The organism is Streptomyces yamdrokensis, from assembly GCF_053890455.1.
The window spans coordinates 7,419,125-7,435,177 of record NZ_CM132679.1; the positions used below are offsets into that span (position 1 = coordinate 7,419,125).

Sequence of the window (16,053 nt, forward strand, 5' to 3'; positions counted from 1 at the left end):
CTCCTTCTGGATCGATCATCGAGTGGATGCAGGGTAGTGCGCGGGCGCCGCGCGGGGCGGCCCCGGTCAGCCCCGGGCGAGCCGGGCCTGCGCGGCTTCCCACCGCCGCGTGCCGCCGCGCGGTTCGTACCGGGTCAGCGACTGGGTACGGGTGAGCAGGCGCCGCATTTCGGCCAGGTCGCCGGCCGGTCCGTGCGCCCGGGCCTGCACGAGGACGTTGCCCAGCGCGGCCGCCTCGGTCGGGCCGGCCACCACCGGCAGCCCGCAGGCGTCCGCTGTCAGCTGGCACAGCAGGGCGTTGCGGGTGCCGCCGCCCACGATGTGCACGACGTCGACCGACCGCCCGGCGAGCCGCTGGGCGTCCTCGACGGCCCCGCGGTGCGCGAGCGCGAGCGAGTCGAGGATGCAGCGGGTGATCTCGGCGGGGGAGCCGGGCACCGGCTGGCCCGAGAGCCGGCAGGCCTCGGTGATCCGCTCCGGCATCCGTCCCGGTGCCAGGAACGCAGCGTCCCCGGCGTCCACCACCGACCGCAACGCGGGCACCCCGGCCGCCTCCAGCAACAGCGCCTCCAGAGCATCCGGCTCGCCCCAGGCCCGTACGCACTCCTGGAGCAGCCACAGACCCATGATGTTGCGCAGGTACCGGACCGTGCCGTCCAGCCCCAGCTCGTTGGTGAAGTTGGCGGCGCGGCTCTCCTCGGTCAGCACCGGGGCGTCCAGCTCGAGACCGGCCAGCGACCAGGTGCCGGTGCAGATGTACGCGAACCGCTCACCGATGGCGGGCACGGCGGCCACCGCGGACGCCGTGTCGTGCGAGCCGACCGCCGTCACCGGCACGGGCCCGGCCAGCCCGGTCTCATCGAGCACCTCGGGCCGCAACTCCCCAGCCGGATCACCGGGTTGACGCAGCGGTGCGAAGAGGGAGAGGTCGATGCCCAGGCGCTCCGCGACCTCGTGGGACCAGTCGCGGGTGCGCGGGTCGATCAGCTGCGTGGTCGAGGCGTTGGTCAGCTCCGTGCCCTGCGTACCGGTGAGCCAGTACGTCAGCAGGTCCGGGATCAGCAACAGACGCCGGGCCTGATCGAGTTGGACGGTGGAGCGGGCCGCCGTCAGCTGGTAGAGGGTGTTGAACGGCGCGTACTGCAGACCGGTCGCCGCGTACAGCTCCCCGGCCGGCAGGGTCGCCCACACCTTCTCCGCGACCCCCTCCGTACGGGGGTCGCGGTAGTGCACCGGATTGCCCAGCAGCGCGCCGTCCGCGTCCAGCAGGCCGTAGTCCACGGCCCAGCTGTCTATACCGACGGACGCGAGCCCGCCGCCCGTCGCCCGCAGCCCCTCCAGCACTCCGGCGTACAGCCCGAGAACGTCCCAGCGCAGCCCTTCGGGCAGTCGCACCGGCCGGTTCGGGAAGCGGTGGACCTCGGTCAGCTCCAGACTGCCGGGGCCGACACGGCCGACCATGACACGCCCACTGGACGCGCCGAGATCGACCGCCGCGTACGGCCGCACCTGCGTGCTCATCGCAGGAACGCGGCGGCGACGCCGGCGTCGACCGGGACGTGCAGGCCCGTGGTGTGGGTGAGGTCACCGCCGGTCAGCGCGAAAACGGCGGCCGCGACATGCTCGGGCAGCACCTCCCGCTTCAGCAGCGTGCGCTGCGCGTAGAACTCGCCCAGCTTCTCCTCCGGCACCCCGTACACCGCCGCCCGCTTGGCCCCCCACCCGCCGGCGAAGATGCCCGAGCCGCGCACCACACCGTCCGGGTTGACGCCGTTGACCCGGATGCCGTGCTCACCCAACTCGGCTGCGAGGAGCCGCACCTGATGGGCCTGGTCGGCCTTGGTGGCCGAGTAGGCGATGTTGTTCGGACCGGCGAACACCGCGTTCTTGGACGCGATGTAGACGATGTCCCCGCCCAGCCGCTGCGCGATCATCACGCGCGCCGCCTCGCGGGAGACGAGGAAGGAACCGCGGGCCATGATGTCGTGCTGGAGGTCCCAGTCCTTCGCGGACGTCTCGAGCAGCGGCTTGGAGACGGAGATCCCGGCGTTGTTCACCACCAGGTCGACCCCGCCGAACGCGAGCACCGCAGCCCGCAGCGCCTTTGCGATCTGCTCCTCCGACGTCACGTCCACGGTCACGGCGACGGCCTTGTCCGGCCCGCCCAGTTCCTCGGCGACCGCTGCCGCGTTGTCCCCGTTCAGGTCCGCCACGACGACACACGCGCCCTCGGCCGCCAGCCGCCGCGCGATCGCCTTCCCGATCCCGCTGCCGCCACCGGTCACCAGCGCCACCCGGGTGGCGAGCGGCTTCGGCCTCGGCATCCGCCGGAGCTTCGCCTCCTCCAGGGCCCAGTACTCGATGCGGAACTTCTCCGACTCCTCGATCGGCGCGTACGTCGAGACCGCCTCGGCACCGCGCATCACGTTGACCGCGTTGAGGTAGAACTCGCCGGCCACCCGCGCGGTCTGCTTGTCCTTGCCGAAACTGAACATGCCCACGCCGGGGATCAGCACGATCGCCGGGTCGGCGCCGCGCATGGCGGGGGAGTCCGGAAGGGCATGACGCTCGTAGTAGGCGGCGTACTCCTCGCGGTAGGCGGCGTGCAGCTCCTTCAGCCGGGCGAGGGCCTCGTCGAGCGGGGCCGTCGGCGGCAGGTCGAGGACGAGCGGGCGCACCTTCGTCCGCAGGAAGTGGTCCGGACAGGAGGTGCCGAGCGCGGCCAGCCGCGGGTGCTCGGCGCGGGCCAGGAAGTCCAGGACGGCCTCGGAGTCGTCGAAGTGCCCGACCTGCGCCCGGTCCTGGGAGGCGACGGCCCGCACGTACGGCGCGAGAGCCGCCGCACGCTCCCGCCGCTCGGCCTCGGGCAGCGGCTCGTACCCGTCGAGCACCGGCCCGAACGGCTCCGGCCCGCCCCGCTCGGCGAGGAACCTCTCGGCGGTGCGGATGATGTGCAGCGAGTTGCGCTCGCACTCCTCGGAGGTGTCGCCCCACGCGGTGATCCCGTGCCCGCCCAGGACACAGCCGACGGCCTGCGGGTTGGCCTCCTTGACCGCGGCGATGTCCAGGCCGAGCTGGAAACCGGGCCGACGCCACGGCACCCACACGACGGTGTCGCCGAAGCACTCCGCGGTCAGCTTCTCCCCGTCGGCCGCGCAGGCGAGCGCGATCCCGGAGTCGGGGTGCAGATGGTCGACGTGCGGGGCCTTCACCAGCCCGTGCATCGCGGTGTCGATCGACGGCGCCGCCCCGCCCTTACCGTGCAGGCAGTAGTCGAACGCGGCGACCATCTCGTCCTCGCGTTCGACGCCCGGGTAGACGTCGGTCAGCGCCCGCAGCCGGTCCAGCCGCAGCACGGCGAGCCCCGCCCCGGTCAACGTCCCGAGGTCCCCGCCGGACCCCTTGACCCACATCAGCTCCACGTCACCCCCGGTGACGGGATCAGTGGCGGTGCCCTTGGCAGAGGTGTTCCCGCCGGCGTAGTTGGTGTTCCGGGGATCGGCACCGAGCCGGTGGGAACGGGCGAGGAGGGCGTCGGCCTGGGGATGGTTCGACATGAACGTCATTCCTTGTCTGAGTCTGAAATCCGAGAGGCGTAGGGGGAACGCGCCCCTTCAGGGGCGCGGGGAACCGCGCGATCAGCCACGACGAGCCCGCAGTCCGCGACGCACAGGACCGGGCAGACGCCTACGCCCCCCATCCCGCCTGCTCCCCGCCCACCCGCTCCGCGGCGATCCTTTCGGCCCACCCGGATCGCCGGTACGCCCCGATGGGGTCGGGGTCCAACCCCGTCTCCTCCCGCACCTCACGCAGCAACGGCCGCACATCCGTGTTGTACGCGTCCATCAGCACGGCGTTGGCGCCCAGCACATCGCCACAGGCCTGCGCGGCGGCCAGCGCCTCCGCATCGACGAGCAGCGCCTTCGCCGTGGCCTCCTGCACGTTCATCACGGACCGGATGATCGCCGGGATCTTCGCCTCGATGTTGTGGCACTGGTCGAGCATGAACGCGGTCCCGGAGGCGAACCCGCCCCCGCGCACCACCTCGTGCATGATCCGGAACAGCTGGAACGGGTCGGCGGAGCCCACCATCAGGTCGTCGTCGGCGTAGAAGCGCGAGTTGAAGTCGAACCCGCCGAGCCGCTCCTCGCGCAGCAGCGTGGCGACGATGAACTCGATGTTGGTGCCCGGCGCGTGGTGGCCCGTGTCGACGACGACCTGGGCCCGCGGCCCGAGCTTCAGGCAGTGCGCGTACGCGGTGCCCCAGTCCGGGACGTCCGTCGTGTAGAACGCCGGCTCGAAGAACTTGTACTCCAGCAGCATCCGCTGGCCCTCGCCGAGCCGTTCGTACACCTCGGCGAGCGCTTCGGCGAGCCGGTCCTGGCGGGCGCGGATGTCGTCCTGGCCGGGATAGTTCGTTCCGTCGGCGAACCACAGCTTCAGGTCCGCCGAACCGGTCGCGTCCATGATGTCGACGCATTCGAGGAGATGGTCCACGGCCTTGCGGCGGACCGCCGCGTCCGGGTGGCAGACACTGCCGAGCCGGTAGGCGTCGTCCTGGAAGGTGTTGGAATTGATCGTGCCGAGCCGCACACCGCGGTCCTCGGCGTGCTTGGCCAGCGCGGTGTAGTCGTCGACCTTGTCCCACGGGATGTGCAGCGCGACGGAGGGCGCGGCCCCCGTGAACTCGTGCACCTTGGCCGCGTCGTCCAGCTTCTCCCGCGGCGTGCGGGGCACACCCTGCTGCGCGAACACCTTGAAGCGGGTCCCCGAGTTGCCGTACGCCCACGACGGCGTCTCGACGGCCTGTGTCTTGAGAGCGGCCTTCGCCGCGGCGAGCTCGGTCACGTCAGGGCTCCTGTGACATCGGGTCGTATCGACCACTGAATAAACGGCTGAGTGAAATGACTGAGTGAAACGATTCAGAACGGGAAGCTATGGCGCCCTCGAAGAGGTGTCAACCCCTCCGGCCAAGACCGCCCTACGTGACCAGGGCGTGACCTGAAGCTGTCGAAAGTTTTTCGACCGGGACCCATTGACGTGACATGCGCCGCGCGCCTAACGTCCCGGCAATCCAGTTGAAACCTTTCACGACGCCGCGAGGGCCGCCCCGCCGGACGTCGTCGAGGAGCCCTCATGACCCACCCGCCCGACACGGGTCCGGCCCCGGTTCTCGCACTGAGAAACATCTCCAAGTCCTTCGGCGCGGTCCGTGCCCTGCGGGACGTCTCCCTGGACCTGTTCCCCGGCGAGGTGCACGCCCTCGCCGGTGAGAACGGGGCCGGCAAGTCGACCCTCATCAAGACGCTCGCCGGAGTGCACCGGCCGGACGCCGGCCACGTGCTGCTCGACGGTGCGCCCGTCCTCTTCCACGGACCCGGCGACGCCCGCGACGCCGGGATCGCCGTGATCTACCAGGAGCCCACGCTCTTCCCCGACCTGTCGATCGCCGAGAACATCTACATGGGCCGCCAGCCACGGCGCGCCCTCGGCCGGATCGACCACCGCGCCACCCGCACCGCGACCGCCGCCCTGATGCGGCGGCTCGGCGTCGAACTCGACCCCGACCGCCCGGCCCGCGGCCTGTCCATCGCCGACCAGCAGATCGTCGAGATCGCCAAGGCACTCTCCTTCGACGCCCGCGTCCTGATCATGGACGAGCCGACCGCCGCCCTCACCGGCAGCGAGGTCGCCCGCCTCTTCGGCGTCGTACGCACCCTGCGCGAACAGGGCGCGGCAGTGCTGTTCATCTCCCACCGCCTGGAGGAGATCTTCGAGATCTGCGGACGGGTCACCACCCTGCGCGACGGCGCCCGGATCGCCGGCGAACCGCTGGACGGCATGACCGAGGACGACCTGGTGCGCCGCATGGTCGGCCGCGACCTCGAGGAGCTCTACCCCAAGCAGGAGGTGCGTCCCGGCGAGATCGCCCTGAGCGTGCGCCGGCTGACCCGGGAGGGCGTCTTCACCGACATCTCCTTCGACGTGCGCCGCGGCGAGATCGTCGGCCTCGCCGGGCTCGTGGGCGCCGGCCGCACCGAGGTGGCCCGCGCCGTGTTCGGCATCGACCGCTGGGACGCCGGCGAGGTCGAGATCGGTGGACGCGCGCTCACCAACGGCGCCCCGTCCACCGCCATGGCCGCGGGCCTCGCCCTGGTCCCCGAGGACCGGCGCGCCCAGGGGCTGGTGATGGACATGTCCATCGAGCGCAACATCGGCCTGACCGGACTGCGTACGACCGTCCGCGCCGGCCTGATGGACCGGGCCGCGGAACGCAGCCGCTCCCTGGACTGGGCGGTCAGGCTGCACGTCAAGTACGCCCGGATCGCCGACACCGTCAACACGCTCTCCGGCGGCAACCAGCAGAAGGTCGTCCTCGCCAAGTGGCTCGCCACCGGCCCCGAGGTACTCATCGTGGACGAGCCGACCCGGGGCATCGACGTCGGCACCAAGGCCGAGGTGCACCGGCTGCTCTCCCAGCTCGCCGCCGACGGCGTCGCGGTGCTGATGATCTCCTCCGACCTGCCCGAGATCCTCGGCATGGCCGACCGCGTGCTGGTGATGCACGAGGGCCGCCTCACCGCCGAGATCCCCCGGACCGAAGCCACCGAGGAAACCGTGATGGCCGCAGCCACGGGGAGGGCCGCCGCATGACGGTCGTCGCTCCCGGAGAAGCCCCCGTCGCCGAGGTGCCGAAGGCCGGCGCCACCCGGCTGGTCGATCGCGTGTTCAAGATGCGCGAACTCGCCATCCTGCTCGTCCTCCTGGTGATGATCGCCGTCACCCAGGCCGGCAACAGCGAGTTCCTGTCCGAGCAGGGCATCAAGGACCTGCTGCTGAACGCGACCATCCTGGTCCTCGTGGCCACCGGCCAGGCCCTCGTCGTCATCACCCGCAACGTCGACCTGTCCGTCGGCTCCACACTCGGCATCTCCGCCTTCGCCACCGGGACCTGTCTCCAGGGCGGCGGAAACCCCGTCGTCGCCGTCGCGCTGGCGGTGCTGCTCGGCATCGGCTTCGGACTGCTCAACGGACTGCTCGTCAGCCTCGGCCAGGTGCCCGCGCTCGTCGTCACCCTCGGCACCCTGTACATCATCCGCGGCATCGACTCCATCTGGGTCGGCTCCCGCCAGATCACCGCCGCCGACCTCCCCGCCGGATTCGTCGACTTCGGCTCCGGCGGCATCTCGGCCGTGCCCTACCTGGCGCTCATCGCCCTCGCGGTGCTCGCGGCCACTGCGTACTACCTCAAGCACTTCGGCAGCGGACGCGAACTGTACGCGCTCGGGTCCAATCCAGAGGCCGCCCGGCTCGCCGGCATCCCCGTGCGCAAGCGGATCCTCGCCGCCTACACCTTCTGCGGCGCCCTCGCGGGCCTTGCGGGCGCGCTGTACCTGGCCCGGTTCGGCAACGTCGACTCCGGCACCGGCACCGGCTACGAACTCACCGTCGTCAGCGCCGTCGTGGTCGGCGGAGTGGTCTTCACCGGAGGCTCCGGCAGCGTCTACGGCGCCGCCCTCGGCGCACTGCTGCTGACCTCCGTCAACAGCGTCCTGCCCGCCCTCGGCGTCAGCTCCGTATGGGTGCTCGCCATCAACGGCATCCTGCTCATCCTCGCCATCGCGGTCGACCGGGTCGTCGCCCTGCGCGTGGCCACCGCCCTGAAGAAGAGGAACGCCCGCCATGCCTGAGTCCCTGAGGCACGCCGTCCGCTGGGACACGGTCGTCGGCGCCCTGCTGGTCGTGGTCCTGCTGATGTCCTTCGCCACCGTCGACGGCTTCGGCAACGCGCTCAACCTGTCCTTCCTGATCGGCAACACCCTGCCGATCGCGCTGATCGCCCTGCCCATGACGCTGCTCGTGGTCTCCGGCGAGATCGACCTCTCCGTCGCCTCCACCGCCGGCCTGTCCGGCGCGGTCATGGGAGCCCTGTGGAACCAGGGCATGACCATCGAGACGATCATCCCGATCTGCCTGCTCATCGGCGTCGTCTGCGGCCTGGTCAACGGCCTGCTCGTCACCCGGCTCGGACTGCCCTCCCTCGCCGTCACCATCGGCACCCTCGCCGCCTACCGGGGCATCGCACAGATCGTGCTCGGCTCCGACGCGGTGACCGACTTCCCCGCGCGGTACCTGGACTTCGCAGCCGGGCGCATCGGCGACACCTTCGTCCCGTACGCGCTGCTGCCGTTCCTGGCACTGCTCGCGATCGCCGTGGTCGCACTGCACGCCACCCCGTTCGGACGCTCGCTGTTCGCCATCGGCGCCAGCGAGGAGGCCGCCCGTTTCGCCGGCATCCGGGTCAGGCGCCAGAAACTGATCCTGTTCACCCTGACCGGCCTGATGGCCTCCCTCACCGGAGTCTTCTGGGCCCTGCACTACGCCAGCGCCCGCTACGACAACGCCACCGGCCTCGAACTCTCCGTCGTCGCCGCCGTACTGCTCGGCGGCATCGACTTCGACGGCGGCAAGGGCACCCTCGGCGGCGCGATCGCGGGCGTCTTCCTGCTCGGCGCGCTGCAGAACGTCATGAGCCTCGTCAACGTCTCCGCCCAGTCGCAGATCGTCGTCACCGGCGTCCTGCTCGTCGTCTCGGTGCTCGGCCCGCGCGTCGCACGGCAGATCGCCGCCGCACGTGCCGGACGCCGGGCGGCACCCGCACCACCACCGGTGCCCAAGGCACCCGCCCCGGCCCCGTGAACCCTCCTCGCCCGTCCACGTCGCCCGTCCCTCCCGCCCGTAAGGAACCCACCATGCGCAAGTCCTCCCTCCGCCGGACCTGTGCGGCCCTCGCCGCCGTCACCTCCCTCGCCCTGGCCGCCACCGCCTGCGGCGGCACCACCAAGGACGACGTCAGGAACGAGGGCGGCGGCTCGGCGGCCACGGCCGGCAAGGCCGACCCCGACGCGCCCACCAAGAAGGGCCTGACCGTGGGCTTCCTGCCCAAGCAGGTCAACAACCCCTACTTCACCAGCGCCGACAAGGGCGGCGAGAAGGCACTGAGGGAACTCGGCTCCAGCTACAAGGAGGTCGGCCCCTCCAGCGCCACCGACACCGCCGGCCAGGTCTCCTACGTCAACACGCTCACCCAGCAGCAGGTCGACGCCATGGCCGTCTCCGCGCAGGACCCCGGCGCGCTGTGCACGGCGCTCAAGCAGGCCATGAAGAACGGCATCAAGGTCGTCACCTACGACTCCGACACCACGGCCGACTGCCGCAACGCCTTCGTTTCCCAGGCCAGCGGCGAGGACCTGGGCCGTACCGAGGTCCAGCTGCTCGCCGAACAGATCGACTACAGGGGCGAGATCGCGATCCTGTCCGCCGCGCAGACCGCGACGAACCAGAACGCCTGGATCGAGTTCATGAAGGACGAGCTGAAGGATCCCAAGTACAAGGACATCAAGCTGGTCAAGGTCGCCTACGGCAACGACGACGCCCAGCAGTCCTTCCAGCAGACCCAGGGCCTGCTCCAGGAGTACCCGGACCTGAAGGGGATCATCTCCCCGACCACCGTCGGCATCAAGGCAGCCGCCCAGTACCTGTCCGGCTCCAAGTACAAGGGCAAGGTCAAGCTGACCGGCCTCGGCACCCCCAACGACATGCGCAAGTACGTCAAGAACGGCACCGTCGAGGCGTTCGAGCTGTGGGACCCGGCCAAGCTCGGCGAACTCGCCGCGCGCACCGCCGTCGCCCTGTCCTCCGGCCAGATCACCGGCCAGGAGGGCGAGACCTTCGAGGCCGGCGCGATGGGCGAGTACACCATCGGCAAGGACGGCGTGATCAACCTCGGCAAGCCCACCGTCTTCAACGCCGAGAACATCGACCAGTTCGACTTCTGATCTCCCCTCGGCTCGTAAAATCATCCACTCGTACTGGAGGAGCGGTACTTCATGCAGCGTGTCTGTTTCCTGCTCAAGGTCCGCCAGGACCGGATCGCCGAGTACCGCGAACGTCATGCCGCCGTGTGGCCCGGGATGTGCGAGGCGCTCTCGGCCACCGGCTGGCACAACTACTCCCTCTTCCTGCGCGACGACGGCCTCCTCGTCGGCTACCTCGAGACCCCGGACTTCGAGGCCGCCCGCTCCGCCATGGAGGCCACCGACGTCAACGGACGCTGGCAGGCGGAGATGGCGCCCCTCTTCGAGACCCTCGACGGCACCCGCCCGGACGAGGCGATGAAACCGCTCACCGAAGTCTTCCACCTCGCCTGACCACGGACCCCACCCGAGGAGCCCCGAGATGAGACGACGCACCCTGCTGGCCGGAGCCGTACTCGGCACTGTGACCGGACCCGCCCTCGGCGGGCCCGCCGCCCGCGCCGCCGCCCCCGGCCCGTCGGTCACCCCGGCCGGCCGCACCACCCTCGACGACCGGGCCGTCTACTTCGTGTCCTACGACGGCCTGGTCAACAACAACTCCTTCCAGAAGAACGGTCTGCTGACCTACAAGGGGCACCAGTACGCCGTCTGGTACACCGCCGACCGCAGCGCCGTCGTCGGCCGCCGCGCCCTCGGCGCGAGCACCTGGCAGACCGTTGGGGCCGGCCACACACTCCGCTACGACGACTCCCACAACGTCATCTCCATGGGCGTCTCGAAGACCGACGGCCGCCTGCACCTCCACATGGACTCCCACAGCGACGGCTTCACCTACGTCAAGTCCGCCGCCGGGCTCATGGACGACCCCTCCGGACTCAGCTGGACCGCGAGCCGTTTCGGCGCCCCGCGGTCCACACTCGACGGCCTCGCCCTCACCCCGCAGTTCACCTACCCGCAGTTCGTCTCCACCCCCGAGGGCCGGCTCCAGCTCAGCTACCGCGCCGGCGTCTCGGGCAACGGGCGCAACGCGCTGGCAGAGTACGACGGCACCCGCTGGACGGCGCTGGGGGAGTGGACCGCCTCCACCGGTACCTACCGCAGCGAGCACGGCTCCTCCACCGCCCGCAACATGTACCTGCACGGCATCGACTACGACCGAAGAGGCCGCCTGCACGCCTTCTTCACCTGGCGGGAGCAGAACGGAGCCGTCATGTGCAGCCCCGGCGGCATCACCAACCACGACACCGGCTACGTCTACTCCGACGACCGCGGCCGCACCTGGCGCAACGACGCGGGCACCGCCGTCGCCACCACCGGCACCGCCGACCGGGTCTCGGTCACCGACCCCGGCCTGGTCGTCGACCCGCTGAACCCTGACCACTCCCTGATGAACCAGGAGAGCCAGTACACCGACTCCGCAGGCCGGCCGCACGCGATCATCAGCTACGTCCCCGGCCGCTTCGGCCAGTGCACCACCGACTACGTCGCCGACCGCACCGCGAACGGCCGCGCCTTCCACGTCCGCCGCACCGCCTCCGGCACCTGGCGCAAGACCGAGATCCCCGTCCCCCTGAACTCCAGCCAGCGCACCCGGCTGCTCCTCGACCGGTACGACAACGCCTACGCGATCCTCCCCTACGGCCGGATCGCCGGCGCCTCCGCGGCCTCGGGCCACACCGACTGGACCCTGCTGTACGACGGCGCCGGCCTGAACGCCTTCGGCGAGGTCCTGATCGACGAGACCCGGCCGGCGCAGGACGGCGTGCTGTCGGTCATGTACCAGGAGCGCTCCAACGGCACCACCCCGTCGGCGCTCCACGTGGCCGACTTCCGGCTGCCCGCCTGACCTCCGGCCGACCCCGCCCGGCCCCCGTCCACGCGTCCCGCCCGCCCACCGCCGATCGCGGGGCGGCCGGGCCGGTAATGTGAACGACCACCGGCCGCCCCACGCCATTCACCCTCGTCTCCTCGGAGGTCCCTGCCCGATGGCCCAGTCGGTGGGTATCAAGGACGTCGCCCGCGTCGCCGGAGTCTCCGTCGGCACGGTCTCCAACGTGATCAACCGCCCGGACACGGTCGCCGCCGAGACCCGGACCAGGGTGCTGTCCGCCATCGACAGGCTCGGCTACGTCCGCAGCGAGTCCGCACGGCAACTGCGCGCGGGCCGCAGCCGGATCATGGGCCTGCTCGTCCTCGACATGGGCAACCCCTTCTTCGTCGACGTGGCGCGCGGCGCCGAACGCGCCGCGCGGGCGGCCGGCCTCGGCGTGATGGTCTGCAACAGCGCACAGAACGCGAGCGAGGAGGCCGAGTACCTCTCCCTCTTCGCCGAGCAGCGGGTACGGGGCGTGCTGCTCACCCCGGCCGACGCCACCGGCCGCAACATCGAGGCCTTCCGCCGGCACGGCATCCCCTTCGTCCTGGTCGACCGGGTTGCGGAGGGCACCACCGAGTGCTCGGTCTCCGTGGACGACGTCGCCGGCGGCGCGCTGGCCGTGCGGCACCTCGTCGACGCGGGGCACCGGTCCATCGCCTACGTCAGCGGGCCGCCCGGCCTGAACCAGGTCAGGGACCGGCGCACCGGCGCGCTGAACGCCCTCGGCGAGGCCGGACTCGGCCCACAGGCCCTGCGTGAACTGCCCACCGAGCGGCTCGACGTCGCCGCCGGACGGGACGCGGGCGCGCGGCTGCTCGGGCTCGCCGACCGCCCCACCGCCGTCTTCTGCGCCAACGACCTGCTCGCCCTCGGCGTGCTCCAGGCGATGTACGCGGCCGGGGTCGGCGTCCCGGACGATCTGGCGATCGTGGGCTACGACGACATAGAGTTCGCCGCCGCCGCGGCCGTCCCCCTCACCTCCGTACGCCAGCCCGCCGTCACCATGGGCGCACTGGCGGCGGAACTGCTGATCGAGGAGACGAAGACCCAGGCCGCGGTCGCGCCCCACGAACACCGCAGGGTCGTGCTGCGCCCGGAACTCGTCGTCCGGCGCTCCAGCCTGGCGGCGCGCTGACCAGCGGGTCCTGTACACATGCCGTGATCCCGGGTCCGACAGCCGGACAACCATGTGCTGAACTGGGTCGCGGTCCGACCGTTCGTCCGTCCACGCCCCGGGAGTCCCGTTGACCGTCAGCTACCGCCAGCCCGGCGTCGTCCTCACCGACCGCCGCTTCACCGTCCCCCTCGACCACGACGTGCCCTCGGGGGAGACGATCGAGCTGTACGCGCGTGAGGTCGTCGCCGGCGACCGGGCGGGCCAGGAGCTGCCGTGGCTGCTGTACCTCCAGGGCGGCCCCGGATTCGGGGCGAACCGGTTCGTCGGGAAGCCGTCCTGGCTCGGCCGGGCCCTGAAGGAGTACCGCGTCCTGCTGCTCGACCAGCGCGGCACCGGCAGCTCCACCCCCGCCAACCGGCAGACGCTCCCGCTGCGCGGCGGCCCCGCCGAGCAGGCCGACTACCTCGCCCGCTTCCGTGCCGACTCGATCGTCCGCGACTGCGAGGCGATCCGCCCGCAGGTCACCGGCGGCGCTCCCTGGACCGTCCTCGGCCAGAGCTTCGGCGGATTCTGCGCCGTCGCCTACCTCTCCACGGCACCCGAGGGCCTCGAGACCGCCGTGATCACCGGTGGTCTGCCCTCCCTGGACGCCCACGCCGACGACGTCTACCGGGCCGCCTACCCGCGCATCGAGCGCAAGGTCGCCGCCCACTACGCCCGCTATCCGCAGGACGTCGAACGCGCCCGCCGCATCGCCGGGCATCTCCTCGACCGCGAGGTCGTCCTCCCGAACGGCTACCGGCTCACCGTCGAGGCGTTCCAGTCCCTGGGCCGCGTGCTGGGCAGCGGCGACGGCAGCCACCAGCTGCACCACCTCCTGGAGGACGCCTTCGTCCCCACCCCGGCGGGCCCGGCGCTCTCCGACGCGTTCCAGGAGCAGGCGCAGGGCCTGCTCTCGTACGCGGGCCATCCCCTGTACGCACTCATCCACGAGCCGATCTACGGCCAGGACGCCCGGCCCACCGCCTGGTCGGCCGAGCGGGTCCGGGCCGAGTTCCCGCGGTTCGACGCGGAGAAGGCCCTCGCGGGCAACGGGCCGCTGCTGTTCACCGGGGAGTCCGTGCACCCCTGGATGTTCGACTGCGACCCCGCCCTGCGCCCGCTGCGCGAGACCGCCGAACTGCTCGCCGCCCGTACCGACTGGACTCCCCTGTACGACCCGGCCCGCCTCGCCGCCAACGAGGTCCCGGCCGTGGCGGCCGTCTACCACGACGACATGTACGTCGACACGGCCCACTCGCTGCGCACCGCGCGGGCGATCCGCGGCCTGCGCACCTGGGTCACCGACGAGTTCGAGCACGACGGCATCCGCGCGGGCGGCCCCCGCGTACTGGACCGGCTGCTGGCGACGGCCCGCGACGAGGTCTGAGCCCGCACGTTCCGCGCACCGGGTGTGCCGTGCGCGTCCCGGGGCGTCGCCGGTGGTGGGGACTAGTCTGCGGGCATGACCGAGGTGACACCCACTCGACTCGACCCCATGCCCGACGACTGGCAGCGCGCGCTGGCCGTGGTCGCCCACCCCGACGACCTGGAGTACGGCTGCTCCGCGGCGATCGCGTCCTGGACCGACGCCGGCCGCGAGGTCGCCTATGTGCTGGCGACCCGCGGCGAGGCGGGCATCGACACCCTGGCGCCCGCCGAGTGCGGCCCGCTCCGGGAACGGGAGCAACGGGCGAGCGCGGCCGTGGTCGGCGTGTCCACGGTGGAGTTCCTGGACCACCGGGACGGCGTCATCGAGTACGGCACCGCCCTGCGCCGGGACATCGCCGCCGCCGTCCGCCGCCACCGCCCCGAGCTGGTGATCACCCTGAACCACCGGGGCACCTGGGGCGGTACCTTCTGGAACACCCCGGACCACGTGGCCGTCGGACGCGCGGTGCTCGACGCGGCCGGTGACGCCAGCAACAGGTGGATCTTCCCGGAACTGACCGAGCAGGGCCTCGAACCCTGGAACGGGGTGCGCTGGGTCGCGGTGGCGGGTTCCAGCACCCCCACCCACGCGGTGGACGCGACGGACGGCCTGGACAGGGCGGTGCTCTCGCTGCTGGAGCACCGTGCCTACATCGAGGCGCTGACCGATCAGGACCCCGAGGAGTACGTGCGCGGTTTCCTGACGGAAAACGCCCGGGAGACGGGCAGGCGGTTCGGCGACCGGCCCGCGGTCGCCTTCGAGCTGTTCCCCCGGTGACGGCGGCGGTACGGTCCGGCGGGAAGCTCCCCCCGACGCAGGGCGGGCACCCGTCCCGTGTCCGTATGCTGAACCGCATGTCGAAACCGAAGCCCGGCCTTCCCGAACTGCGCGGTGACTGCGCACAGTGTTTCGGGCTGTGCTGCGTCGCTCTGCCGTTCACCGCCTCCGCCGCCTTCGCGGTGGACAAGCAGGCCGGCAGCCCCTGCCGGAACCTGCGCGAGGACCACCGCTGCGGCATCCACGCGCGGCTGCGGCAGGAGGGGTTCAGCGGCTGCACGGTGTACGACTGCTTCGGCGCCGGGCAGAAGGTCTCGCAGGTCACCTTCGGCGGAGAGGACTGGCGCACCGGTCCACCGGAGCGGGCCCGCCGCATGTTCGACTCCTTCCCGGTCGTCCGGCAGCTGCACGAACTGCTGTGGTACCTGACCGAGGCGCTCACCCTGCCCGCGGCCCGCCCCGTGCACGCGGACCTGCGTCGTGCGCTGGAGACGACGGAGCGGCTCACCCGGGGGACTCCGCAGGAGCTGGCGGAGCTGGACGTGGGTGCGCACCGGCAGGACGTCAACGTGCTGCTGCTGAAGGCCAGCGAACTGGCCCGGTCCGGGGTGCGCGGGCGCCGCAAGGACCGCCGGGGCGCCGATCTGATGGGCGCCCGCCTCAAGGGGGCCGACCTGCGCGGAGTGAGTCTGCGCGGCGCCTACCTCATCGCCGCCGACCTCACCGGCGCCGATCTGCGGGGTGCGGACCTGATCGGCGCCGACCTGCGCGACACCGACCTCACGGACGCCGATCTCACCGGGGCGTTCTTCCTCACACAGCCACAGCTGAACGCGGCCCGGGGAAGCGCCGGCACCACGCTGCCGGGACCGGTCGCCCGCCCCGCGCACTGGACGGCGGGAGCCTGACACCGCGCCGGCGGGTACGGGCGGCGCCGGGTGCGTCGGCTGCCCCCGCCGGGCAACCGCGTCGCCGGGCCGGGACATCTCATCCG

13 protein-coding genes are annotated in these 16,053 nt (G+C 71.7%); 10 read left to right on the forward strand and 3 right to left on the reverse strand.

The annotated features are described in order from the left end of the window. Positions 1-66 precede the first annotated feature (66 nt). From ACWZEH_RS32665 to rhaI, 3 genes are all read right to left on the reverse strand, one after another. A complete protein-coding gene (locus ACWZEH_RS32665) occupies positions 67-1,521 on the reverse strand; it encodes a rhamnulokinase (protein WP_456194664.1) in 1,455 nt (484 codons plus the stop codon). Further along, positions 1,518-3,557, reverse strand: coding sequence for a bifunctional aldolase/short-chain dehydrogenase (locus ACWZEH_RS32670; RefSeq protein ID WP_456194665.1), 2,040 nt, complete (start codon positions 3,555-3,557; stop codon positions 1,518-1,520). Before ACWZEH_RS32670 ends, ACWZEH_RS32665 begins: the two co-directional genes overlap by 4 nt. Before the next feature lie 130 nt (positions 3,558-3,687). After that, positions 3,688-4,848 carry an L-rhamnose isomerase gene (rhaI, locus tag ACWZEH_RS32675; protein WP_456194666.1) on the reverse strand — a complete coding sequence of 387 codons (1,161 nt, stop codon included), beginning with the start codon at positions 4,846-4,848 and terminating at the stop codon, positions 3,688-3,690. Positions 4,849-5,136: 288 nt separating this feature from the next. Here rhaI and ACWZEH_RS32680 point away from each other — a divergent pair, with 288 nt between their 5' ends. The 10 genes from ACWZEH_RS32680 (at position 5,137) to ACWZEH_RS32725 (ending at position 15,967) form a co-directional block, all read left to right on the forward strand. Beyond that, on the forward strand, positions 5,137-6,654 hold the full coding sequence (locus ACWZEH_RS32680; RefSeq protein WP_456194667.1) for a sugar ABC transporter ATP-binding protein: 1,518 nt from the start codon (positions 5,137-5,139) through the stop codon (positions 6,652-6,654). Further along, positions 6,651-7,691, forward strand: a complete 1,041-nt coding sequence (locus tag ACWZEH_RS32685; RefSeq protein WP_456194668.1) for an ABC transporter permease — start codon at positions 6,651-6,653, stop codon at positions 7,689-7,691. Before ACWZEH_RS32680 ends, ACWZEH_RS32685 begins: the two co-directional genes overlap by 4 nt. Beyond that, the gene (locus ACWZEH_RS32690) at positions 7,684-8,700 is read left to right on the forward strand and encodes an ABC transporter permease (protein ID WP_456194669.1); all 1,017 of its coding nucleotides are present in this window, start codon (positions 7,684-7,686) and stop codon (positions 8,698-8,700) included. The genes ACWZEH_RS32685 and ACWZEH_RS32690 overlap by 8 nt, the downstream gene beginning before the upstream one ends. A 53-nt stretch (positions 8,701-8,753) precedes the next feature. Beyond that, positions 8,754-9,839, forward strand: a complete 1,086-nt coding sequence (gene rhaS / locus ACWZEH_RS32695; RefSeq protein ID WP_456194670.1) for a rhamnose ABC transporter substrate-binding protein — start codon at positions 8,754-8,756, stop codon at positions 9,837-9,839. A gap of 51 nt (positions 9,840-9,890) precedes the next feature. After that, positions 9,891-10,211, forward strand: coding sequence for an L-rhamnose mutarotase (locus ACWZEH_RS32700; protein WP_456194671.1), 321 nt, complete (start codon positions 9,891-9,893; stop codon positions 10,209-10,211). 28 nt (positions 10,212-10,239) lie between these two features. Continuing rightward, positions 10,240-11,664 (forward strand): BNR repeat-containing protein, encoded by a 1,425-nt coding sequence (locus tag ACWZEH_RS32705; RefSeq protein ID WP_456194672.1) that lies wholly within the window; start codon positions 10,240-10,242, stop codon positions 11,662-11,664. Between the two features lie 139 nt (positions 11,665-11,803). After that, positions 11,804-12,829, forward strand: coding sequence for a LacI family DNA-binding transcriptional regulator (locus ACWZEH_RS32710; protein ID WP_456194673.1), 1,026 nt, complete (start codon positions 11,804-11,806; stop codon positions 12,827-12,829). Between the two features lie 109 nt (positions 12,830-12,938). Next, a complete protein-coding gene (locus ACWZEH_RS32715; RefSeq protein WP_456194674.1) occupies positions 12,939-14,240 on the forward strand; it encodes an alpha/beta fold hydrolase in 1,302 nt (433 codons plus the stop codon). 75 nt (positions 14,241-14,315) lie between these two features. Continuing rightward, entirely contained in the window at positions 14,316-15,059 is a 744-nt protein-coding gene (locus tag ACWZEH_RS32720) for a PIG-L deacetylase family protein (protein ID WP_456194675.1), read from the forward strand. 65 nt (positions 15,060-15,124) lie between these two features. Further along, positions 15,125-15,967, forward strand: a complete 843-nt coding sequence (locus ACWZEH_RS32725) for a pentapeptide repeat-containing protein (protein ID WP_456194676.1) — start codon at positions 15,125-15,127, stop codon at positions 15,965-15,967. Positions 15,968-16,053 lie beyond the last annotated feature (86 nt).